Below are 20,737 nucleotides of genomic sequence, written 5' to 3' on the forward strand. Positions count from 1 at the left end.
ATGTGAATTTCCGGTCCACAACGAGATGGAGATCGTAGCAGTGTTCGTACGAGCCGAACTCAGCGAGCAGGCCCGTAGTCGGTATCCAGGCATACGACTGGCCGCTGTTTCCTGCGAGAACCTCGACGAGGAGTTCTCACGCCGAATCAAGTCACTGGCCGAGGGTGTCCACACGGTGCTGGAGGAACACCTGGAGGAGATCGACACCACGATCGCTTCCTTCGAGGATTTCTTCGGAGAGGCGGAGCACAGCTGCCCCCTGAGGAACCAACTCTCCACAACCCGCAGGAAGGGACTGCCTCCGGCACCATCACTCGTCCGAGCCCTGCTCTACGCGGAGATGACGACGGGAGTGCTGATGGGCGTGCATGACGCTGCCAGGATCGACGGCGAGATCGTACTGGACACCGCTGACGCGCACGAACGGTTCGAGGGGATGAGTTCGCCGATCACGTGTACCGCGCACGAGCCGGTGCTGCGCGATGGCACCGGTGTCATCGCCTCCCTGTTCCAGGGCCCGGACAAACGCACCCAGGTCGGTGGGAACACCACTGCCCCGGTTTTCTCGGTGTTCGCCCCACCGAGGCTGAGCGATGAACGCTTCGTCGCCGCGATCGACACTGTCCGACGGGTACTGCCGCCGAACACCGAAGTGACCGTCTGCGACGAGGTGCCCAGCACTCCGAAACCGAACTCCTAAGTGTCCTGAGTGGGCGGAAAGCGGTGAACAACCACCATGTCTCCTGTGTTCGAGTCGGGCGCCAGCCACACGGAGCGGCCATTGCTGCTGCTGGTCAACGCCATGGACCAACAGACTCGCGGACATCTGTTGGAGTCCGTGGCGAGAAACCACCGAGTCTGGCTCTTCACGGACCAGCCTCCGGAATGGGAACGGCCGTACGTCCTCGGTCACACGGTCGTCGACACGCTGGATCCCCACATGATGATCACTGCGGCGCGCCCCCTGCGTCCCGACGCCGTGGTCTGCTGGGACGAAACACGGGTTCTGCCGGTTGCGCACGTCGCCCGAGCGCTGGGACTTGCCGGTATCGACCCGGACGTGATCCGGACATGCCGTGACAAACATCTGACACGCGAGGCTGTCGACGCGGCCGGTGGACCACAGCCGACCTCCACCGCTGTGTCCACATTGGCCGAAGCGCGCGCGGCGGCCGAACGGACCGGTTATCCCGTGGTGGTCAAACCACGGGCCATGGTCGGCAGCACCGGAGTGGGACTGGCGCGGTCACGGAGTGAGCTCGACACGCTCTTCCCGACCACCCAGAGCCTGACCATGGAGGAAGTCCGGGAACGTTTCACGGATCCGGTCCTGGTCGAGGAGTACCTGGACGGGCCGGAGATCAGCGTGGACACGCTCGTCTGGGACGACGAGATCGATCCACTCTACGTGGCCCGCAAGGAACTCAGCCCACCTCCGAACTTCGAGGAAATCGGACACAGTGTGGACCGCGCTGATCCGATCCTCGAGGACACGGAGTTACGTGAAGCGTTGGCCCTGGTGCACAAAGCCGTGGGACTGACCCGTGCCTGGACCCACTCGGAGTGGCGTCTCACCTCCCGGGGCCCACGACTCGTGGAGATCAACGCGCGCAGCGGAGGAGATTTCATCTCCTATCTCGGGCTGCTTACCACCGGAATCGACGCGGGGCTGGCCGCAGCGGAACTGGCTCTGGGGCACCGCCCTGTTCCGGGGACCGCGAACCACGAGGCCGCAGCGGTGCGTTTTCTGTATCCGGAGGTGGAGACCGTCGTCGGACGGATCACCATCGACCACGACCGTTTACCGCCCGCCATCAAGGTGGCCCGAGTGCTCGCCCAACCCGGCCACGTGCTCGAACTGCCACCAGCATCACACACCGGCCGCTACGCCATGCTTGTCGCGGTCGGCGGGAGCGCAGCCGAGTGCCGCAGCGCTCTGGACGCTGCGGAGGAGGCCGTGCTACTCGAACCAGCCGAACAGGTGCGGAGATGAACGCGAACGCCAAACCGCAGTCCGACACCCGGCAAGCACCGGGGATCAAGGAGTGCTGGTGGGAGGCACCGGCGCCGGTGAAAGCCGTCATCGGCGGAATCATGGTGAACCGGCTCAGCGGCTTCCTCCAGATCTACTTGGTGCTCTACGCCGTGCAGCGCGGATTCACAGAGACACAGGCGGGAATCGCTCTCGGATTCCTCGGCGTCGGAGCGGTGATCGGCACGATTGGCGGCGGATGGCTGACCGCCAGAATCGGCACCCGCGCCTCGATCATCCTGTCCATGGCCGCGACGGCGGTGTGCACCGTGGCGATCCTCTACACACCCACCTACCTCAGCCTTGTGGTGGTCGCGACCGCGGTGGGGACGGCGAGTCAACTCTACCGCCCGGCTTCGGCCGAAGTGGTCAGCCGCTTCACGGCTCCCGACCGTCGGGTGCTGGTGTTCGCCATGTATCGGTTGGCGACCAACATCGGCACCACCGCCGCACCGCTGATCGGCACCGCTCTCGTGGCCCACTCCTACACCGCGTTGTTCTGGGTGGAAGGAGCTGCGGCGCTGATCGTCGTAATCATGGGATGGCTCCTCGTTCCCGAGGACTTGCCGAAATCGGAAGCGGGAGGTTCACCCCACCGGGAGACGACTTCGGAGGGCGGAACGGCAGCACGCTCCACGGGGTACGTCGCTCTGCTCCGCGATCGTCGGTTTCTGCTGTTCCTGGCCGGCATCCTCGGGTTCTCCGCAGTGTACAACCAGTACCTGTCCACACTTCCCCTCACGATTCACGATCTGGGTCTTTCGACGGCCGTCTACGGCGTCTGCGTCTCGCTCAACGGTGCGATCGTGATCGGATGCGAGCTGCTGGTGACCCGATGGGTGCAGCGATGGGCGGCCCGGACAGCGGCCGTGGCCGGGATCGTACTGGTCGGACTGGGAATGACAGCGTATGCCCTGCCGCTGACCGTCACCTCCGTGATTCTGGTGACCGCCGTGTGGTCCCTCGGCGAAATTCTCGGTTCCCCCACGATGACCGCTTATCCGGCACAGGCAGCCCCGGAGGAGCTGCGCAGTCGATATCTCGGGGCCGCACAGGGGATGTTCGGGCTGGGAGCGGCAGCAGGGCCAGCGCTGGGAGTGGCGCTGTGGAGCGCCGTGGGTTCAGCGTTCTGGCTGGTGTGCGGAGCCGTTGCGCTGGCTGCAGCACTCGTCACATACGTGGCCATGCCATCCCGCTCCGTCACCCCGTGATGACCGAGACCTGCGTCCGAACGGAGCTGGAACGGCTGCCGCGCGGACTGCCTCTCCGACGCGAGACCGGGGCGGCGCGGGTGCGCGCCCCGGCGCCGCCGTCCTTACTCCTCTGGTACTCCGGAGCGGTTCGGCTTCAGTAGTACCAGGGGAAGGCCGACCAGTCCGGGGTCCGCTTCTGCAGGAACGCGTCGCGGCCCTCGACCGCCTCGTCGGTCATGTACGCCAGGCGGGTCGTCTCCCCCGCGAAGAGCTGCTGGCCGACCAGCCCGTCGTCGACGGCGTTGAAGGCGTACTTGAGCATGCGCTGGGCGGTCGGGGACTTGCCGTTGATCTCCCGCGACCACTGCAACGCCGTGCTCTCCAGCTCGCCGTGGGGCACCACCTCGTTGACCATGCCCATCCGGTGGGCGTCCTCGGCGCCGTAGGGGCGGCCGAGGAAGAAGATCTCGCGGGCGAACTTCTGCCCGATCTGCCTGGCCAGGTAGGCCGAACCGTACCCAGCGTCGAAGCTGCCGACGTCGGCGTCGGTCTGCTTGAACCGCGCGTGCTCCGCGCTGGCGAGCGTGAGGTCGCAGACCACGTGCAGGCTGTGTCCCCCTCCGGCGGCCCAGCCGGGGACCACCGCGATGACGACCTTGGGCATGAACCGGATCATGCGCTGCACTTCGAGGATGTGCAGTCGGCCCGCCCGGGCGGGATCGACGGTCTCGGCGGTCTCGCCCTCGGCGTACTGGTAGCCGGAACGGCCTCGGATCCGCTGGTCGCCCCCGGAGCAGAAGGCCCACCCCCCGTCCTTGGGGGACGGGCCGTTGCCGGTGAGCAGCACACAGCCGACGTCACTGGTCATGCGGGCGTGGTCCAGCGCGCGGTAGAGCTCGTCGACGGTGTGCGGGCGGAAGGCGTTGCGTGACTCGGGGCGGTTGAACGCGATGCGTACGGTCCCCCGCCCGGGTCCGTCCTCGACGCAACGGTGGTAGGTGATGTCGGTGAAGTCGAAACCCGCCACGGACTGCCACACGTCCGGGTCGAACAGGTCGGAGACAGGCTGCTTGTGTGTCGTCACGACCACGACGATAAGCCACCCCACCCGTCGTGGGGCCTCTGGTCACGATCCGATTGCGCGTGCTCACCGCCGGGATCCGGGGGTCTGCCGAGCCACCGGTGAAACTGAGTAGTATCGCAAAAACCGGGTCGTTCCGGGACGCTGACCGGAGCGGAGGCACCGCGGGGAAGGAACACGAATGCCACTGTCCACTGTCAACGGGCACGAGATGTACTTCGCCGACACCGGCGGCGAGCACCGTCCCGCCGTGCTGCTGGGACACGGCTTCTTCCTGGACCACACCATGTTCGCCGCCCAGGCCGAGGCCCTCTCCTCCCGTGGATACCGGGTGGTGACCTGGGACGCCCGCGGGCACGGCGACAGCACCACCGGTGACGCACCGTTCACCTACTGGGACACCGCGCGCGACGTGCTCGGCCTGATGGACCGGCTGGGTATCCGGAACGCGGTCGTCGGAGGGCTGTCGCAGGGCGGGTTCACCGCGCTGCGCACGGCGCTGCTCGCCCCACAGCGGGTCACCGGTCTCCTGTTGCTGGCCACCGAGGCGCACGCGCTCTCCGAGGAGGACCGCCGGAACTACACCACCATGCTCGACGAACTGACCGAGCGGGGCCCCGTGGACGAACTTCTCGTTCCGCTCTCCCACCAGATCATCGGAGAGCACCCGCAGGCCGAGCAGTGGAGACGGCTCTGGAAAACCCGGCCGCTGCCCCTCGGGCTTCCCGCACGGTGCCTGCTCGAACGCGACGACATCACCCACCGCCTCGGCGAGATCACCTGCCCCACCCTGCTGCTGCGCGGTTCGAAGGACGTGTCCGTCCCCCGGGACCGCATGGAGTTCCTGCACACGACCATTCCGCACACGAGCCCGCTGCACGAGGTGGAGGGCGCCGCCCACGCGCCGACACTGACGCACCCGGAGGAGACCACCGCTCCCCTGGCGTCCTTCTTGGACTCACTGGAGCACCGGTGAGGCCCTATCGGGCCGGGATTCCCAGGTAGAGCTGCATGTGCTGGCTCGGGTCCGGGGTCGGGTAGACCTGGGCCAGCAACTCGACCTCCCGGCCGCGGTCGAGGTCGTGAACCAGGAAGTGCGGCTTGTGACGCCCCAGGATCACCTCCTGCAACTCCCACATCCGCACGAACTCCGCCGAGCGCGAGAGCGTCTCCAGGATCTCGACGAACAGGGGGTTGCCGGGCCGACGCGCCATGAGAGCACGCAGCCAGGCCACCGTCAGCCGCGCCTCGTACTCCCACTCGACCATGACGGCCTTGGACTCCGGAACGTAGAAGAACCAGGTCAGCACGTTGCCGACCTCGGTGATACGCCGAAACATCCGCCGGTACTCGGCGTTGGAGTACAGCACGTTCCAGGCTTCGTCGACGTAGGCGGCCAGACTCGGGTGCAGCCCGTCGGCGGCCTCCCGCTGCACCGGGGTCACCTCCTGGCGGGAGACCTGCTCCCCGTGCTCGTTCCGCTGGGGGCTGGCCAGGTCGTGGAGGTGCTGCCGCTCCACCGAGGTGCTTCCGAGCGCGTCGGCCAGCCGGTCCACCACGGCGGGTGAGGGGTTGTCCGCGTGCCCCTGTTCCAGTTTCTGGACATAGCCCACGCTGGTGCGCGCCGCCGTCGCCAGCTCCGCCCGGTTCATCGCCGGACGCGGTGTCCGATAGGCCGGGTCGGGTGCGAACGCGGCCGGCGGAGCACCGGACCGCAGGTGGCGTAAGTAGCTGCCGAAACTCGGCGGTTCGATGAGCACGTCACGATTCTATGTCGAAACACCCCGTGCACGGTGGCAGGTTGACTACCGGCAGTGTCCTCGGTGGAGGCCGAACACCGCGCTGTCGGACCCGCAGCACGCCCTCCGAGCTCCGCGAAATCCGGATCCGCGTCCACCCGCCGGAACGAACACCCACCGTGGGCGGTGTTCCTGACAGGGATACCCCCGGTGGGGATATCCCCGGTGGTCACAGTTGCCCGCCGGGGCCGTCGACACCCAGAATCCGACGTGACAGCCGAACACGACACCGCGGGGATCTCCGGCCTCCCGCGACGAGCCGCCTCGCGGAACAGTCGAACCGCACCGGGGCGGAGAGATCCACAGGGTCGTGGGGCTGCGTGCGGACCTGCCCCTGGGGGAAAGGTCTCGACACCACGTCGTCGAGACCGGCGGCCGGGGGGCGGAAGCTCCCCGGCCGCACGGGGTTCCTCCGGCGCTGTTTCCGGACGTGCTCAGCCAGACGTCCATCCTGGCGAGTGATTCGGTGCGCGATGCTGGGATCGAACCAGCGACCTCTACCGTGTCAAGGTAGCGCTCTCCCGCTGAGCTAATCGCGCCGATCCGGCCCGACCGGACGTGCACCATCCTACCGACCGCGCGAGCGACCCGTGACACGGGGGCCGCCCGGGCGGAGTCGGGTACCGCCACGTGAGAGCCGTTCCGCGCGGGCCGCGGATCCCTTAGGCTGCCCGCCGTGTCCGAGTTTCCCGACCCGCCGCCGCAGCGTTCCGAGTTCACCGTGCTGTGGCCGATCACCACGCGGTGGTCCGACAACGACGCCTACGGCCACGTGAACAACGTGGTGCACTACTCGTGGTTCGACACCGCCGTGAACGGGTGGCTGATGCGGGCCACCGGTACCGACATCCGCGAGCTGCCCGCGATCGGTGTGGTGGCCGAGACCGGCTGCCGCTACCTGGCCGAGCTCAGCTTTCCCGACAGGGTCGAGGTCGGGATCGGACTGCGCAGGCTGGGCAACTCCAGTGTCACCTACGGCCTGGCCGTGTTCGGCAACGGCGGCGAACACCCCGCCTCGCTGGGCAGGTTCGTGCACGTCTACGTGGACCGCCTCAGCCGGACCACGGTCCCGGTTCCCAAGGAGATCCGCGCGGCGGTGGGGGAACTGTAGCCGCTCCGACCACCTCGGACGAAACGGCGGGGCCGTGGCCGAGCACGACCCCACCCGCGAGGTTCAGTCGTCGAGCTCGTCCATGAGCTCGCCGAGGTCCACGAACTTGAGGTTGGTGGCCTCCCGCGCGGGCTCGGACGGCGTCTCGTCGCCGTCGTGGACCACCAGCAGGCCGTCCGGGTAGGAGTCACCGAGCGCGGCGTTGAGCACCGCCACCCCGTCGGTCTCCTGCGTGCCGTCCAGGGTGGGGGAGGCCGCGGTGACCCGGAACCCTCCCTCGTGCTCGTTGCGGTCCTCCAGTTCGCGGTCGTAGAGCACGAAGGTGCTGTCCCCCTGGCTGGAGGCCAGCACGTAGCCGTCGCCGTCGGACTCGGTCAGCAGCGTCAGCCCCTCGACGTCGGCGGCGAGGTGCCGTCCACCGAACCCGGGGTCCTCCCCCGGCACGCACTCGTCGGTCTCCGCGTCGTAGGTGGCCGGGACCCCGAACTCGCGCACCCTGTCGACCAGCTTCGGCCCGCTGGTGAGGTCGGCGCGCACGCGCCACACCCCGACGGTCTCCTGGGCCGCGTACAGCATCCCGTTCGCCGGGTCGACGACCATGCCCTCGACCTGCGGCAACTCCCCCGGGTCGGCACACGGGCTCCAGAAGGACCCGTCCGGCAGGCGGAAGGTCGACGGCAGCCGCAGACTGCGGACCTCGCGGTAGTCGACCGTGCCCTCGGGGGTGCTCGTCAGTTCGAGCAACGTGATCCGTGTGCGCCCGCTGCGGCTGACCAGGGCGTAGGACCGGTCGGTTCGCCGGTCGGTCCAGGTGGTCAGCCCGTAGGCGGTCATCTCCTCGTTGATCTCCTGCTGGCTGTCCGTGAAGATCGCGGGCACGCCGGTGGCCGTGACGTCGACGAGCGGGCCCTCCGGAGCGCGGGGGTCGATGCGGTAGACCCGGAGCCGGTCGCGGCCGCGGTCGCTGACCACGGCGAGGTCCGCCACCTCCTCCCCGAGCCGCACGTCCTCGACGATGTCGACGTTGTTGAAACGCCCCGGGGCGTCGCCCGGTCCCGGCGGTGGGGGCGCGGGAATCGACTGGACCTGACGTGCTTCGAGGTCGTAGACCCGCAGCCCGCCCTCCTTCGCCGTGGCCACGACCAGGCTCCGCTCGGGGTCGGCCGGGTCGCGCCAGATGGCGGGGTCGTCCGCGTCGGCGTTGCCGCCCTCCTCGTCGTCGAAGACGGCGGGGGTCTCCGCCTCGGGGGTCACGGCGGGTAACGCGGCACGCGGATCCTCGTCCGCCTGGGCGGGCACGGCGGCGCAGAAAGCGCCGAGGGCCGTGGCCAGCACGGCCGAGGTCATCCGAGAGACTCGATGCTCACTCACGCGAGAACTCCTCCTGGGGTCGTGGGTTCGACGTGCCAGGATGCGGGGCTTTCGTGTCCTTGCACGATCAGGAACGTGATCTTCGCGTGTACGGCTGTTGAACGGGGAAGGAGCGGAAGCCGCCCGGTTATCGGGCCCCGGACGGCCTCGTCCACCACTTCACCGGGGAACTGTGGAGGGGTTCCCCGCACCACCTCCGTGGGGGCGCCTCGGCTGAGCCTCACACGGGGTCCCTCGCGGCGTCGCGGAGTCGGTGTCGGTGTCGGATGGTCGAATGTCGCGCATGGCAGCGAAGTTCAAGGCGATCGCACTGGACGCGGTGGACCACCAGGGACTCGCCGACTGGTGGTGCACCGTTCTCGGCTACCGGCGCAAGGACGATCTGCACGGGGTGACCGACCGCCCGGAACACTGGCCGGTTCCGATCGTGGACCCGGAGGGCTCCGGACCAGCGATCTGGGTCAATCCCGTCCCCGATCGCGCCGGTGGCACCACGAGCGGGATGCACCTCGACGTGATCGGAGACCGCGCGGAACTGCTCGACCTCGGCGCCACCCTGGTCCGCGCGGCCGACTCCGAGATCGAGTGGGACGTCCTCGCCGATCCCGAGGGCAACCGGTTCTGCGTGTTCGCGCCGTGAGCGGGAACCGGACCCCACCGGGCTCCCGCCCGTCGCCGTGGGGAGGAGCGAAGGCGGCACCAACCCCATGTCAGGTGGGCGTTTCCGCCGCCGTTCCCCCCGAGTGGGCCAACCGGACCACCGCCCCGGAACTCGCCGCAGCCAGCAGCGCGAGCAGCGGGATCAGGGCCTCGTAGCCGAGAGGGATCCGCCACGGTCCCCACGGGCTCACCGTGCCGAAGAGCGTGACCAGCACGAGCACGACGGCGAATCCCGCCAACAGCACAGCCCCGGTGCCGGTGGGACTGAACACTCGCACCATGCGGGCCAGGAACCACACCTGCACCACCAGCAGGGCTGCGAGTACGCAGTGCACGGCCACGATGAGACTCGCGGGTTCCTGGGCGGGGGACATGCCGATTCCGAGCCGGGTGAGCCAGTAGTACATCCACACCGACCAGGTGACCAGCACGACGTTGCTCGCCAGCACCTCGGCACCGAAGACCGCCGTCCTGGGACTCGGTCGGGACGTGTCCGCGGAACCGTGGCGGCGGAGCACGAGACGCGCCACCAGGGCGTGCCCGAACGCGGCCAGCAGGGGAAACAGCAGCAGCTGCGTCAACCAGCCCGCGGTCGAATCCGCCAGGAACCGCAGCAGCGCCCTGCCCGAGAACACGAGCGCCGTGGACGCGCAGAGACTCACCAACGCACCCGGCATCGGCCGGGCGAACCCGCACCGCTCCAGCACCCGGGCCGTGAACCACACGTGCCCCACCGCCACCACGGCGAGGAAACAGTAGAGGAGTCCGCGCACGAGCAGCTCGCCGAAGCCGGGCTGCGACATCGCCAACGTCTCGGACAGCGTGTCCCGCTGCCAGAGCAGGTGCAGCGCGCGGACGAGCATCACGAGATCGGCCCCCAGCAACGCGGTGGTGACCACCGGCCCCGGTGGGGCGTGTCCGGGTCTCTCGGACTCGTCGGTCACATCGTCATCGCTCATGCCCGCCACAGGACCAGAGCACGGAGCGAACCGGACAGAGCGGAAATACTCATCATGCCCCGTGCCGGTTATGGGCAAAATCGGCCACGCGGGCGCTGGAGCGGGTGCGGCGAGGTTCGCCTCCGTCCCCTCCGGACACACGGTGGCCCGGTGCCGAAGTCTCCTCCGGCACCGGGCCACCCCGTTCACGGACCGCTCATCGGCTCACGAGCCGACCCCGGCGTGCTGCCGCTGGCCGGAGCCGCTCTCGCCGTCGTCCGCCTCGCCCTCGGCGATCGCGGTGCCCTCCACGTCGAGGGCGGGCAACCACCGCAGCCAGCCGGGCAGCCACCAGGCGGCCCTGCCGAGCAGCGCCAGCGCCGCCGGCATGAGGACCATGCGGACCACGAAGGCGTCCACCAGGATGCCGACCGCCAGCGCGAAGGCGATGGACTTGATGGTGGCGTTGCCCGCCGGAACGAACCCGGCGAACACCGAGAACATGATCAGCGCCGCCGCGACCACGACCGGTGCCGCCTGCCGGAATCCGGTCACGATCGCCGCGCGGGGCGCGTCCCCCCTGTGGTAGGCCTCGTGCATCCGCGACACCAGGAAGATCTGGTAGTCCATCGCCAGGCCGAACAGGATGCCGATCATCAGGATCGGGGTGAGGCTGATCAGCGGACCGGTGTCGTCGAGGTTGACCAACTCGCTCAGCCAGCCCCACTGGAACACCGCCACGGTCGCGCCGAGCGCGGCCCCCAGCGTCAGCAGGAAGCCGAGCACGCCGACCAGCGGCACCAGGATCGAACGGAACACCAGCACCAGCAGGATCAGCGCCAGCCCCACGACCAGCACGAGGTAGATCGGCAGGGCCTGGTCCAGCGAGTGGGCGACGTCGACGCTGACCGCGGTGGTGCCGGTCACGTAGCTCTCGGCCCCGTCGATGTCGGCCAGCCGGTCGCGCAGGTCGCCGACCAGCTGCTCGGTCTCCGTGCTGGCCGGACCGGACTCCGGCATGACGGTGACCATCGCCGCGTCGCCCGTGGCGTTGGGCGTGGGCGGGGTGACGGTGGCGACGTCGTCGAGCTGGGCGATCTCCGCGCTGGCCCGCTGCGCGGTCTGCGGGGCGCCGTCACCCTCGAAGTAGGCCACCAGTGGGCCGTTGACGCCCTCGCCGAAGCTGTCGGCCAGCATCTGCTGCGCCCGCGCCTGCGTGGTGCCCTCGGAGGGGGTCTGCACCAGGGTGGTGTTCATGGACGCGGCCGGCACGGCCACCACGCCGAGCGCGACCAGCGAGATCAGCAGCGCCGGGATCCGACCGCGGGTGACCGCGCCGACCCAGCCCGCGTAGACGCCCCGTTCGGAGGAGGTGCCGGTTTCGGCGGGCGCGGTGCGCTGCCTGCGGGGCAGCACCAGCCGTCCCAGGTAGCTGAGCACGGCGGGAACCAGGGTGATGGCCACGAGCACGGCCACCACGATGGTCGCCGCCGCCGCGAGACCCATCTGCGTGAGGAAGGGGATGCCGACCACCGACAGCCCGACCAGAGCGATGAACACGGTGATCCCGGCCGTCACCACCGCCGAGCCTGCCGTGCCCACGGCGGTGGCCACGGAGGTCTCGACGTCGGTGCCCTGGCGCAGTTGCTGGCGGTGCCGGTTGATGATGAACAGGGCGTAGTCGATACCGACCGCCAGCCCCAGCATCGTGGCCAGGATCGAGGTGGTGGACTGCAGCTCCAGGAAACCGGTGGCGATGCTGATGCCCAGCGTGCCGATGCCAACACCGACACCGGCGGTGACCAGGTTCATCCCGGCGGCGACCAGCGAGCCGTAGGTCAGGCTCAGCACCACCAGCGCGGCGATGACGCCGATCGCCTCGCCCGGGCCTCCGACGGAGGGGGTCGCGGTGACGGCCTGACCGCTGACCTCGACGGTGAACGGGCCCTCGTCGGCCTGTTCGACGGTGTTCAGTATCGCTTCGCGCTGTTCCTCGGTGACCTCACCGATGCCGCCCTCGTAGGTGACCGTGCTGTAGGCGGTGGTCCGGTCGGGGCTGACCGTCGGGGCGTTCGGGTCCAGCGGGTCGCTGGCCGAGACCACCCCGGGCTGTTCGGAGAGGTCGGCGACGAGGCTCTTCACCTCGGCGGCGTTGGCGGGGGCGGTCAGCTGCTGCCCGTCCGGGGCGCGCATCACCACCCGGGCCGTCGCTCCACCTCCGGTGTCGAACTCCTCCTGGAGTTTGTCCTGGGCGATGGTGGACTCCTGCCCGGGGATGGAGAAGCTGTCCGAGGTGGGGCCGGACAGTGTGGCCGCGCCCACGCCACCGCCCGCGAGCGCCAGCAACCAGATCACCACGACGAGCAACCGGTGCCGCTGGGCACCGAGGCCCAGTCGGTATAACAGGCGTGCCATGTAGCAGTCAGTCCTCCAGCTGTCGGGAACCGGACGGGGGCACGTCGGCGCGGGAGTGGCCGAGTGCGTCGAAACAGGTGGCGATGATCCTGGGGCGCCACGTGGTCTTGTCGCCTTCGCGGTTGGCGGTCAGGGTGAGCACGGCCAACGCGCTCAGTGCTCCGATGATCCGCACGAGACGTTCCGAGTCGTGGTCGTCCGGGTCGAGCACGAACATCTCGTGGAGGAGCATCTCCTCGTCGTCGAGCATCGCCGGGTGCTCACTGGGCGCCGTGATCGGGCGGAACGCCAACGCCACCAGCCCGGGCCGGTCCAGGGCCACGTCGGTCAGCAGTTCCAGCACCCGCAGGTCCCGGCTCGGACCGGGTGGCATCGCGGCGACGTCGTCGCGCACGCGCCGGGCGTGGACGCTGCCCATCTCCAGCGCGGCCCCGTGGATGGCCTCCTTGCTCGGGTAGTGGTGCAGCAGCCCCGCCTTGGACAGGCCGACCGCCTCGGCCAGCGCCTTCAGCGAGGTCTGGGCGAATCCGTGCTGGGCGAACAACTCGGCGGCGCGGTCGAGGATCTGCTCGTCCACCTGTTCCCGGAAGGGTCGTGTCACGCCACCGACGCTACCGAAGTTACCGACCGGTTCGGTCGGGAAAACGACCGGAAAGGTTTGTGAGTCTCCTCCCACCTTCGGGTGAGAAGGGCCGGGGCGCTGCTCACGCGGGGACAGTGCCCTCGCCGCGGTCGGGAACGGTTCGGTTCCCCACGGTTTCCGGCCACACCAGACGGGCGCGGACCCGAGTGCCGAGGTGGAAGAACCGCACGGCCGCCTCCGGACTCGACACCCTCATGCGGAGGTTCTCCTCCACGGCCACGACCTCGGCACGGTCCTCGAAGGCGATCCCCCACGCGGCGATGCGGGCGTCCACCCGCAGGCCGTACTCCTGAACCACCGCGAACACCCGAGGGGCGTTCTCGCTGACGAGCTCGCACAACAGCTCGGCGAAACGCGGCTCGTCCCCAAGGGCTCCAGTCCCGCCGGGTCGGGCACCAGCACCTCCAACGGATGCCCGAGCCTCCGATCCGGTTCCTCTTCCCCGGAGCGTCCCGCCGCTCCCTCCGCACGGGACTCGAAACCCCCGCTCCGCACTGCCGTCATGATCTCCTCCCATCGCCGTCGGATACTGTGACACCAAACACGTAATCCACTGCCGAACAAGTTACACCGGAAATTCCGGCGGAAAAGTCCTGAAACGTGGAATTACTCCGCACGAGGGACAGTGGGAGCGAAGACGAGCGATGCGACAGACTGCTGCCGTGACCGAGGAAGATCCGGGCCCGGTGGTTCAGCGGATCCTGCTGGGAGCCGAACTACGGGAGGCCCGCGAACACCAGGGACTGTCCACATCCGATGCGACCAGGAGGCTCGGCTGGTACGCGGGCAAGCTCTCGAAGGTCGAACAGGGCGACAAGAGCCTCACCGACAGGGAACTGGCCAAGGCGGTCGACGTCTTCGGCATCGACGCGGAACGCGCGGAGGTGCTCCGGAAACTCGCCGCCGAGGCCAGACGCAAACTGCCACCGGCGCGCGTGCCGGAGTGGGCGACCAAGTACGTCAACCTGATCGCCGCCGCGACCGAGATCAAGCTCTTCTTCCCGGACTCGTTCCCCGGAACCGTGCAGACCTTCGACTACGCCCAGGCGATGCTGGACAGTGCCGTCATAGTCGCTCCGGCCGACGTCGAGCGCATGGCGGAGGAACGCGCCAGACGGGCGGACTCGCTGCTGAAGAACGAGCGGACACGGCTCTGGCTGGTGGTCGGCGAGGAGGCGCTGCACCGCGAGATCGGCGGCAGAACCGTGCTGCGCGCCCAACTCGAACGGATCAGGACCCTGGCCGAGGCCCCGAACAGCACCGTGCAGGTGCTGCCCTTCGACGGCGGGGCGCACGCGTGCCACGGGACGTCGTTCACGATCATCACCCTGCTGGAGGGCAAGCCGAGTATCGTCTACACCGAAGGACTGACCGGAAGCGACTACCTCGGCCGCGAACACGTCCGGGTCTACAACCTCGCCTACGACAACCTCCGCGCGGCCGCCCTGAGTCCGCAGAGGACGATCGAGGCCCTCGACCGGCGCATCGGGGAACTGAGCTAGGAGAACGACATGCCCGAAGCGAACGAGCACCAGGAGCTGACCTGGCGCACCTCCAGTTTCAGCGGTGGTGCCGAGAACTGCGTGGAGGTGGCGCGGGACGGCTCCGGCTGGTGGCTGCGGGACTCCAAGGACCGCACCGGGCCCGCCCACCACTTCAGCCACGCCCGGTGGAAGGACTTCCTGCTCGGCGTCAAAAGCGGCGCACTCGGCTGACCGCCCCCCGCGGCCGGTTCCACCGAGAAACGGAGCCACGACACACGGCGGGCGCCGCCCCGCACCGGGACGGCGCCCCCTGCCTTCCGGCAGCCCGGCCGCGGAGCACTCCGCCGGCCGAGCGAGTGCCCCGGCAGCCGGGACGGAGTGTCCTCCGTCAGCGCTGGGCCATCTTCTTCTGCAGGTTCTCGTCCAGCGTGTTCAGGAACTCCTGGGTGTTCTGGTAGCCCTGGTCACCGCCGACCAGCAGCGCCAGGTCCTTGGTCATCCTGCCGCTCTCGACGGTCTCGATGACCACCTGCTCCAGCGCCTTGGCGAACTCCACGACCTCGGGGGTGGAGTCCAGCCTGCCGCGCTGCTGCAACCCGCGGGTCCAGGCGAAGATCGAGGCGATCGGGTTGGTGGAGGTCTCCTGACCCTGCTGGTGCCTGCGGTAGTGCCTGGTGACCGTGCCGTGGGCGGCCTCGGCCTCGACGGTGCCGTTCTCGGTCATCAGCACCGAGGTCATCAGCCCGAGGGAGCCGAAGCCCTGGGCGACGGTGTCGGACTGGACGTCGCCGTCGTAGTTCTTGCAGGCCCAGACGTAGCCGCCCTCCCACTTCAGGGCGGTGGCGACCATGTCGTCGATCAGCCGGTGCTCGTACTCCAGGCCGTTGGCCTCGAACTCGGCCTTGAACTCGTTGTCGTAGATCTCCTGGAACACGTCCTTGAACAGACCGTCGTAGGCCTTGAGGATCGTGTTCTTGGTGGACATGTACACCGGGTAGCCCCGCTCGAGTCCGTAGCGGAAGGAGGCCCGCGCGAACTCCTCGATGGAGCGCCGGTAGTTGTACATGCCCATGGCCACGCCGCCGCCCTCGGGGAAGTTCGCGACCTCCAGCTCCATCGGCTCGGAGCCGTCCTCGGGGGTGTAGGTGATGGTGACGGTGCCCGGCCCGGGGACCTTGAAGTCGGTGGCCTTGTACTGGTCGGCGTGGGCGTGCCTGCCGATGACGATCGGTTTGGTCCAGGTGGGCACGTACCGCGGGATGTTGGAGATGACGATCGGCTCGCGGAAGATCACGCCGCCGAGGATGTTGCGGATCGTGCCGTTGGGGCTGCGCCACATCTTCTTCAGCCCGAACTCGTCCACGCGGGCCTCGTCCGGGGTGATGGTGGCGCACTTGACCCCGACACCGTGCTTGGAGATCGCGTGGGCCGCGTCGACGGTCACCTGGTCGTCGGTGGCGTCCCTGTTCTCGATGCCCAGGTCGTAGTAGTCGAGGTTGATGTCCAGGTAGGGGTGGATCAGCTTGTCCTTGATGAAGGACCAGATGATGCGGGTCATCTCGTCGCCGTCGAGTTCGGCGACGGTTCCCTGTACCTTGATCTTGCTCATGGTGGCGGGGTGCTCCTCTCACACGAGAAACGCAAACGGTACAAGCGTACTGCTAAACCGGTCGGCTGTGAGCCCCACCCGTCGACACGGGTCGGGGCCCTCGCTTCCCGCCCCGAGAGGCGACCCAGCACAACAGCCGACAACCCCCACGAAAACCACACCCGGGGTGAGCAACACCACACCTCCGCGCTCGGGATCGCCCGGTCGGACCCCTTCCCGGCGCGGGGTCCCCACCTCCGGGGGCCGGGAGGCTAGGCTCGACACGGACCGTGATCTTGGAGGACTCCCGTGGCGACCGGACCCACCCACGCGATGAGCGGACTCGCGGCCTGGGCCGCGGTAACCGCGCTGGCAGGCACACACACCCTCAGCCAACTCTCCCCCAAGACCTGGGTGGTGGGCGCCACCCTGGCCACGGGGGCCGCCCTGCTGCCGGACATCGACCACCCGAAGTCCACGGTGGCGCGCACCTTCGGCGGGATGTCGCGCGGCGTGTCGGAGGCCATGAGCGGACTGAGCGGGTTCCTCTACCGGCTCACCAGGACCTCGCACGACAGCGACCGCTCGGGCACCCACCGGGGCTTCACCCACACCCTGGTGTTCGCCGTGCTGGCCGGGTTGATCACCACGGCCATCGTGCAGAGCAGCAACGGGACCGCCCTGGGCGTGCTGATGTTCGTGTTCGCCGGACTCACGGTGCGCGGCCTGATGAACAACTGGTCGCCCCGCAGCGACGCGCTGTTGATCGCGGTCGTCTCGCTGGTGCTGACCATCGTGTGCTGGGCCTGGACGGGCGACCAGCCGCACGAGGCGGCCGCCTTCGGCGTGGCGGTGATGATCGGGTGCCTGGCCCACTTCGTGGGCGACGCCGTCACCGAACAGGGCTGCCCCATGTTGTGGCCGCTGCCGCTGGCCAGTCGGACCTGGTACCCGGTGGCCCCGCCGAAGGCCCTGCGGATGAGGACCGGCGGCAAGGTGGAGATGGCGATCGTCGGCCCCGGTCTGACCGTGGTGGCGCTCGGCCTGTCCACGGTGGTGCTCTACCGGGTGGGGGCCGTCCCCTGGCTCACGGAGCTCGGCCTGCCTCCGAGCGTGATGGCCTGGATAACGCCGGGCTGATCCGGTCGTCGGCACTGCCCCGTCCGAGCGGGATCCCACGAGAACACCTCCCCGGAGTCCGGACGGCCGGTAGGCTGCGTCGTGCGGGACGAGCGAGCGCCCGCCCCGACGACGGAGGAATCATGCGGATCCGTGGCACATTCGTGATGCTGGCCCTGGCTCTGCCTCTGCTCGCGGCCACGACGGCGTGCGGCGAGCTGCAGGAGGCCCAGCAGGGCGTGCAGGACGCCCAGGACGGCATAGACCGGGCCCAACAGGGTCTGGACACCGCGCAGAGCTGCGCCAAGGCGACCGGGCTGGTCAGCTTCACCCTGAACTTCTCCGACCCGCAGCAGGCGACCGAGACCGCGCGGAACAAGGCGGAGGAACTGGGCAACCTCGCCGAGCAGACCAGCGACCAGGCACTCAGCGAGGCCCTGCTGGACATGCAGCGTTCCGCCGAACGGGTGGCCTCGGGCGAGGTGACCATCGACAACAGCGCCGAGTGGAGCCAGCGCAAGCTCGAACAGGCGCAGCGTGTGCTCGACATCTGCTCGGGCGGCTAGGCCGTGTTCTGTCGGACTCGTGGTTCCGGGGTGTCGTGATCACGACGTTACCGCGGAGAAACCACGTACGGATCACCTCCGAACAAAGGCTTTGCCGAACAGGTTCTGGCCGGATTACCGTGGCGGATCGGACGATCCGAGGGGCAGCTGTACGCAGGTGGCCCGCCGTCGTGTGGGCGGTGCACGACGGTTACGTCCGATGACGGGCCGTCCGGTAACGGGTTTCCAACATCCACAGGACTTCCTCGCGCGCTCCGCCCGGAAAAGGTCGGTTCCTGCCAGAAACGGGAAATGTCCCCAGGGTGCGATGTAGTCTCCTTCCGGCAAGACACAGAAATTGTTCAGCTATCCTCATCGTCGGAGGACGAACACTGCCGTTTTCCGGGAACACCACTTCCTCAGATAACCGTCAAAACCGCAGGACGAGCGTTTCGATCATCCGTCTAGAGTCGATCCTGGCCAGGAACGAGCATGTACTCTGTCGGCACACCGGAATTCCGGGAAGAAGCTGTCAGAGCGCACGAGCCCGCGCCCTGTCCCGATCCTTCACCGTCTCGCAGTTCCGCAGCGGATTCGTCCTCCCCACTATCCGCTTCGAGGAAGCGGCTGGCACACCGTCCTAGAGTCAGCACTACGTCAGCACGACGTCAGCTATGTGTCAGAAGAGCGGTATAAGGTTCCGGCGACACAGGAACATACTCCGGTTAAGCGACGCTCTGAGTATGGTCGAACAAAGGCGCAAAAAGAGAGGTGAACCATATAAATGCATGAAAGCACAAACATGTGTATACCAGATTATCCATGCTCATGGGAATCAGTGGATAAGCTCCTCAGCGAGGCCACCAGTGAAGATATACCCACCTACAGAAACCTCGGCACTTTCGTCTCCTCAACCGTCGATCACGAAATAGATTCGCTGGCTTCCTACTGGTCAAGGCACAACTTGGTCAACCGCGCCGAGTACTCTGGCACCACGAATCTCGAACAACAGTGTATCGCTATACTGAAAAATCTGTGGAATGGATCCGAACATACTTCAGGATGCTCGACAACAGGTTCGAGCGAGGCAGCCACGATCGCCGCGACCAGCCTGCTTCGCCGTTGGGGAGGTTATGGCCGTAGCGGAAAACCGAATATCGTTCTTGGCCCTACCGCACATCTGTGTTGGCAACGTTTTTGCAATTTTTTGAACGTGCAGTCGCGTATCGTTCCCTCCCGAATCAATAAACCAGTGGTCAAACCGGAATCGATTGCGGATCGATGCGACGAGAACACGATCGGTGTGGTAGCGACCCTCGGTTCTCCAGAATTTGGCCTGTACGACCCTGTTCATGACATGAACAGAGAACTTGAAAATCTAAACACACGTACAGGACTGTACATCCCACTACACGTCGATGCGGCGTCCGGCGGATTTGTCGCTCCTTTTCTGCAGCCGAGCACAGCATGGGATTTCCGCCTCAGTCACGTAACCTCGATCAATGCCTCCGGTCACAAGTACGGACTGACCAGCCCCAGCATCGGCTGGCTTCTGTGGAACACCACTGAGTCCAAAATGAACGAATTGCAATCCGGCGCCCCTTATATCGGAGACGGAAAACCGGAACCGACTTTGTCTTTCTCCCGCTCTTCGAACCAGGTCGTAGAGCAATATCTTCATCTTCTCCTTCTAGGGCGTTCTGGATACCGAGCCACACACATGCGCTCACGTGACATAGCCAAGCATCTGGCGCGGCAAATTTCCGATGTTCCAGGACTTCGGACGGTCAATGACGGAACCGACCTACCGGTCGTATCCTTCGCAGAAAGTTCATCGAACAGTAAAGCTACTTCCGAACTGGCGGAATCGCTCAGAAACAAAGGCTGGCACATGCCGGTGTACAAACACGAAAAATCAACAAACCGCTCCTTCGGGAGAATCGTCGTACGATCGGATATGACATCGGATTTGGCTGAAGAGTTGGCCAGGGACATCGAACGTGCTTCACACACAATCACACAGGAAGGATAAGACATGAATCGCGTCCTCGAACTGGGATCATACATCCTCCCAGCCTATGCGGGAATGATTTTGTCAGAACAAGGATACGAAGTTACCAAATGGGTCAACCCGAACGAAAAGGAGGATCCTGTTCTGAACCTGCACCGAGGGGAAGAACTATGGTCCTGGATCAATCATAGAAAGAAAATAGTACAAGCCCATGCCCATGACATCACCAACGTTCCATCGGGCGAATTCGACATGGTCATCGACAATTTTCGAGTCGGAGCATGGAAAAAATGGGAGGTAGATCCGGAAAACGAATCGAGGCGTCTGGGAGTCCCGTGGGTTTCCATGCGAGACGAATTCGATGAAAGATCCTTCGATGCCGTCGCACAGGCTCGGTCAACAATGGAACACGCTCCCTATCAACCTTACTATCTCGGCGACACCGCAGGTGGTTTGTGGCTTGCTTACAAGATACTGGCACTCGCACACCAGGGGTTCACCGGACACCATATTCTACGTCAGGCTTCCTGCTTGACCAAACTCATAGAGGGAGAACTCGTGGTTCCAGCGAATCGTGATAACGGAGAACCAGCCTGGGACACTCCAGGGGAATACGGAAGATACGGAGACGGTATTCGCGTACTCTATCGTGGAGAACAAGTCCTCGAACCGACCCGAGAACACTCTTGGAAGATGAAAAATCTGCACCATGACGGGAACGGACGTATTATCATCTAGAAAGAGGGA

General features: G+C 66.9%; 20 protein-coding genes and 1 tRNA gene. 12 read left to right on the plus strand and 9 right to left on the minus strand.

What is annotated here, in order from left to right:
- The first annotated feature begins 40 nt into the window (after positions 1-40).
- The 3 genes from CEP50_RS08515 to CEP50_RS08525 are packed head-to-tail and all read left to right on the plus strand — an operon-like array spanning position 41 to position 3,243.
- A complete protein-coding gene (locus CEP50_RS08515; protein WP_106113393.1) occupies positions 41-700 on the plus strand; it encodes a hypothetical protein in 660 nt (219 codons plus the stop codon).
- 45 nt (positions 701-745) lie between these two features.
- Entirely contained in the window at positions 746-1,993 is a 1,248-nt protein-coding gene (locus tag CEP50_RS08520; RefSeq protein ID WP_181188280.1) for an ATP-grasp domain-containing protein, read from the plus strand.
- A complete protein-coding gene (locus tag CEP50_RS08525) occupies positions 1,990-3,243 on the plus strand; it encodes an MFS transporter (protein WP_106113395.1) in 1,254 nt (417 codons plus the stop codon). Before CEP50_RS08520 ends, CEP50_RS08525 begins: the two co-directional genes overlap by 4 nt.
- Positions 3,244-3,379: 136 nt before the next feature.
- Here CEP50_RS08525 and CEP50_RS08530 read toward each other — a convergent pair whose 3' ends face one another.
- Positions 3,380-4,315 carry a 1,4-dihydroxy-2-naphthoyl-CoA synthase gene (locus tag CEP50_RS08530; protein WP_181188281.1) on the minus strand — a complete coding sequence of 312 codons (936 nt, stop codon included), beginning with the start codon at positions 4,313-4,315 and terminating at the stop codon, positions 3,380-3,382.
- A 172-nt stretch (positions 4,316-4,487) separates the two neighbouring features.
- Here CEP50_RS08530 and CEP50_RS08535 point away from each other — a divergent pair, with 172 nt between their 5' ends.
- Positions 4,488-5,282, plus strand: a complete 795-nt coding sequence (locus tag CEP50_RS08535; RefSeq protein WP_106113396.1) for an alpha/beta fold hydrolase — start codon at positions 4,488-4,490, stop codon at positions 5,280-5,282.
- 4 nt (positions 5,283-5,286) lie between these two features.
- Here CEP50_RS08535 and CEP50_RS08540 read toward each other — a convergent pair whose 3' ends face one another.
- Together CEP50_RS08540 and CEP50_RS08545 are read right to left on the minus strand one after the other, a co-directional pair.
- The gene (locus tag CEP50_RS08540; protein ID WP_106113397.1) at positions 5,287-6,066 is read right to left on the minus strand and encodes a helix-turn-helix transcriptional regulator; all 780 of its coding nucleotides are present in this window, start codon (positions 6,064-6,066) and stop codon (positions 5,287-5,289) included.
- Positions 6,067-6,572: 506 nt separating this feature from the next.
- Positions 6,573-6,644 (minus strand) — tRNA-Val (locus tag CEP50_RS08545).
- A 137-nt stretch (positions 6,645-6,781) separates the two neighbouring features.
- On the opposite strand from CEP50_RS08545, the gene CEP50_RS08550 reads away from it, so the two are divergent.
- Complete coding sequence (locus tag CEP50_RS08550; protein WP_106113398.1) at positions 6,782-7,216, plus strand: acyl-CoA thioesterase; 435 nt, start codon at positions 6,782-6,784, stop codon at positions 7,214-7,216.
- Positions 7,217-7,279: 63 nt separating this feature from the next.
- Here CEP50_RS08550 and CEP50_RS08555 read toward each other — a convergent pair whose 3' ends face one another.
- On the minus strand, positions 7,280-8,563 hold the full coding sequence (locus tag CEP50_RS08555; RefSeq protein ID WP_106113399.1) for a phytase: 1,284 nt from the start codon (positions 8,561-8,563) through the stop codon (positions 7,280-7,282).
- A gap of 307 nt (positions 8,564-8,870) precedes the next feature.
- Between CEP50_RS08555 and CEP50_RS08560 the strand changes: the two genes are divergently transcribed.
- Positions 8,871-9,227, plus strand: a complete 357-nt coding sequence (locus CEP50_RS08560) for a VOC family protein (protein ID WP_106113426.1) — start codon at positions 8,871-8,873, stop codon at positions 9,225-9,227.
- A 70-nt stretch (positions 9,228-9,297) separates the two neighbouring features.
- Here the strand turns inward: CEP50_RS08560 and CEP50_RS08565 are convergent, their stop codons facing one another.
- The 4 genes from CEP50_RS08565 to CEP50_RS20545 form a co-directional block, all read right to left on the minus strand.
- Positions 9,298-10,206, minus strand: coding sequence for a hypothetical protein (locus tag CEP50_RS08565; RefSeq protein WP_146134765.1), 909 nt, complete (start codon positions 10,204-10,206; stop codon positions 9,298-9,300).
- A 204-nt stretch (positions 10,207-10,410) separates the two neighbouring features.
- A complete protein-coding gene (locus CEP50_RS08570) occupies positions 10,411-12,600 on the minus strand; it encodes an MMPL family transporter (protein WP_106113401.1) in 2,190 nt (729 codons plus the stop codon).
- A 7-nt stretch (positions 12,601-12,607) separates the two neighbouring features.
- Positions 12,608-13,201: a TetR/AcrR family transcriptional regulator gene (locus CEP50_RS08575; RefSeq protein WP_258175056.1), complete on the minus strand. Its 594-nt coding sequence runs from the start codon at positions 13,199-13,201 to the stop codon at positions 12,608-12,610.
- A gap of 103 nt (positions 13,202-13,304) precedes the next feature.
- Entirely contained in the window at positions 13,305-13,583 is a 279-nt protein-coding gene (locus tag CEP50_RS20545; RefSeq protein WP_258175058.1) for a hypothetical protein, read from the minus strand.
- Positions 13,584-13,905: 322 nt separating this feature from the next.
- Here CEP50_RS20545 and CEP50_RS08585 point away from each other — a divergent pair, with 322 nt between their 5' ends.
- Together CEP50_RS08585 and CEP50_RS08590 are read left to right on the plus strand one after the other, a co-directional pair.
- Positions 13,906-14,745 (plus strand): helix-turn-helix domain-containing protein, encoded by an 840-nt coding sequence (locus tag CEP50_RS08585; protein ID WP_181188282.1) that lies wholly within the window; start codon positions 13,906-13,908, stop codon positions 14,743-14,745.
- A 9-nt stretch (positions 14,746-14,754) separates the two neighbouring features.
- Complete coding sequence (locus CEP50_RS08590) at positions 14,755-14,958, plus strand: DUF397 domain-containing protein (RefSeq protein WP_106113404.1); 204 nt, start codon at positions 14,755-14,757, stop codon at positions 14,956-14,958.
- Positions 14,959-15,115: 157 nt separating this feature from the next.
- Here the strand turns inward: CEP50_RS08590 and CEP50_RS08595 are convergent, their stop codons facing one another.
- Positions 15,116-16,336 (minus strand): NADP-dependent isocitrate dehydrogenase, encoded by a 1,221-nt coding sequence (locus CEP50_RS08595; protein ID WP_106113405.1) that lies wholly within the window; start codon positions 16,334-16,336, stop codon positions 15,116-15,118.
- Between the two features lie 288 nt (positions 16,337-16,624).
- Between CEP50_RS08595 and CEP50_RS08600 the strand changes: the two genes are divergently transcribed.
- The 4 genes from CEP50_RS08600 (at position 16,625) to CEP50_RS19830 (ending at position 20,728) form a co-directional block, all read left to right on the plus strand.
- Positions 16,625-17,455 (plus strand): metal-dependent hydrolase, encoded by an 831-nt coding sequence (locus tag CEP50_RS08600; RefSeq protein ID WP_106113406.1) that lies wholly within the window; start codon positions 16,625-16,627, stop codon positions 17,453-17,455.
- A 122-nt stretch (positions 17,456-17,577) separates the two neighbouring features.
- Positions 17,578-18,000, plus strand: a complete 423-nt coding sequence (locus CEP50_RS08605) for a hypothetical protein (RefSeq protein ID WP_106113407.1) — start codon at positions 17,578-17,580, stop codon at positions 17,998-18,000.
- 817 nt (positions 18,001-18,817) lie between these two features.
- Positions 18,818-20,011 carry a pyridoxal-dependent decarboxylase gene (locus CEP50_RS08610; RefSeq protein ID WP_181188283.1) on the plus strand — a complete coding sequence of 398 codons (1,194 nt, stop codon included), beginning with the start codon at positions 18,818-18,820 and terminating at the stop codon, positions 20,009-20,011.
- A gap of 3 nt (positions 20,012-20,014) precedes the next feature.
- The gene (locus CEP50_RS19830; RefSeq protein WP_146134766.1) at positions 20,015-20,728 is read left to right on the plus strand and encodes a hypothetical protein; all 714 of its coding nucleotides are present in this window, start codon (positions 20,015-20,017) and stop codon (positions 20,726-20,728) included.
- Positions 20,729-20,737: the final 9 nt, after the last annotated feature.

Source organism: Actinopolyspora mortivallis (assembly GCF_003001495.1).
Classification (GTDB): Bacteria; Actinomycetota; Actinomycetes; order Mycobacteriales; family Pseudonocardiaceae; genus Actinopolyspora; species Actinopolyspora mortivallis_A.

Coding starts and splice junctions, on each gene's coding strand:
- CEP50_RS08525 (WP_106113395.1), top strand. CDS start 1,990: ATGAACGCGAACGCCAAACCGCAGTCCGACACCCGGCAAGCACCGGGG.
- CEP50_RS08535 (WP_106113396.1), top strand. CDS start 4,488: ATGCCACTGTCCACTGTCAACGGGCACGAGATGTACTTCGCCGACACC.
- CEP50_RS08555 (WP_106113399.1), bottom strand. CDS start 8,563: ATGACCTCGGCCGTGCTGGCCACGGCCCTCGGCGCTTTCTGCGCCGCC.
- CEP50_RS08560 (WP_106113426.1), top strand. CDS start 8,871: ATGGCAGCGAAGTTCAAGGCGATCGCACTGGACGCGGTGGACCACCAG.
- CEP50_RS08565 (WP_146134765.1), bottom strand. CDS start 10,206: ATGAGCGATGACGATGTGACCGACGAGTCCGAGAGACCCGGACACGCC.
- CEP50_RS08570 (WP_106113401.1), bottom strand. CDS start 12,600: ATGGCACGCCTGTTATACCGACTGGGCCTCGGTGCCCAGCGGCACCGG.
- CEP50_RS08590 (WP_106113404.1), top strand. CDS start 14,755: ATGCCCGAAGCGAACGAGCACCAGGAGCTGACCTGGCGCACCTCCAGT.
- CEP50_RS08595 (WP_106113405.1), bottom strand. CDS start 16,336: ATGAGCAAGATCAAGGTACAGGGAACCGTCGCCGAACTCGACGGCGAC.
- CEP50_RS08605 (WP_106113407.1), top strand. CDS start 17,578: ATGCGGATCCGTGGCACATTCGTGATGCTGGCCCTGGCTCTGCCTCTG.
- CEP50_RS19830 (WP_146134766.1), top strand. CDS start 20,015: ATGAATCGCGTCCTCGAACTGGGATCATACATCCTCCCAGCCTATGCG.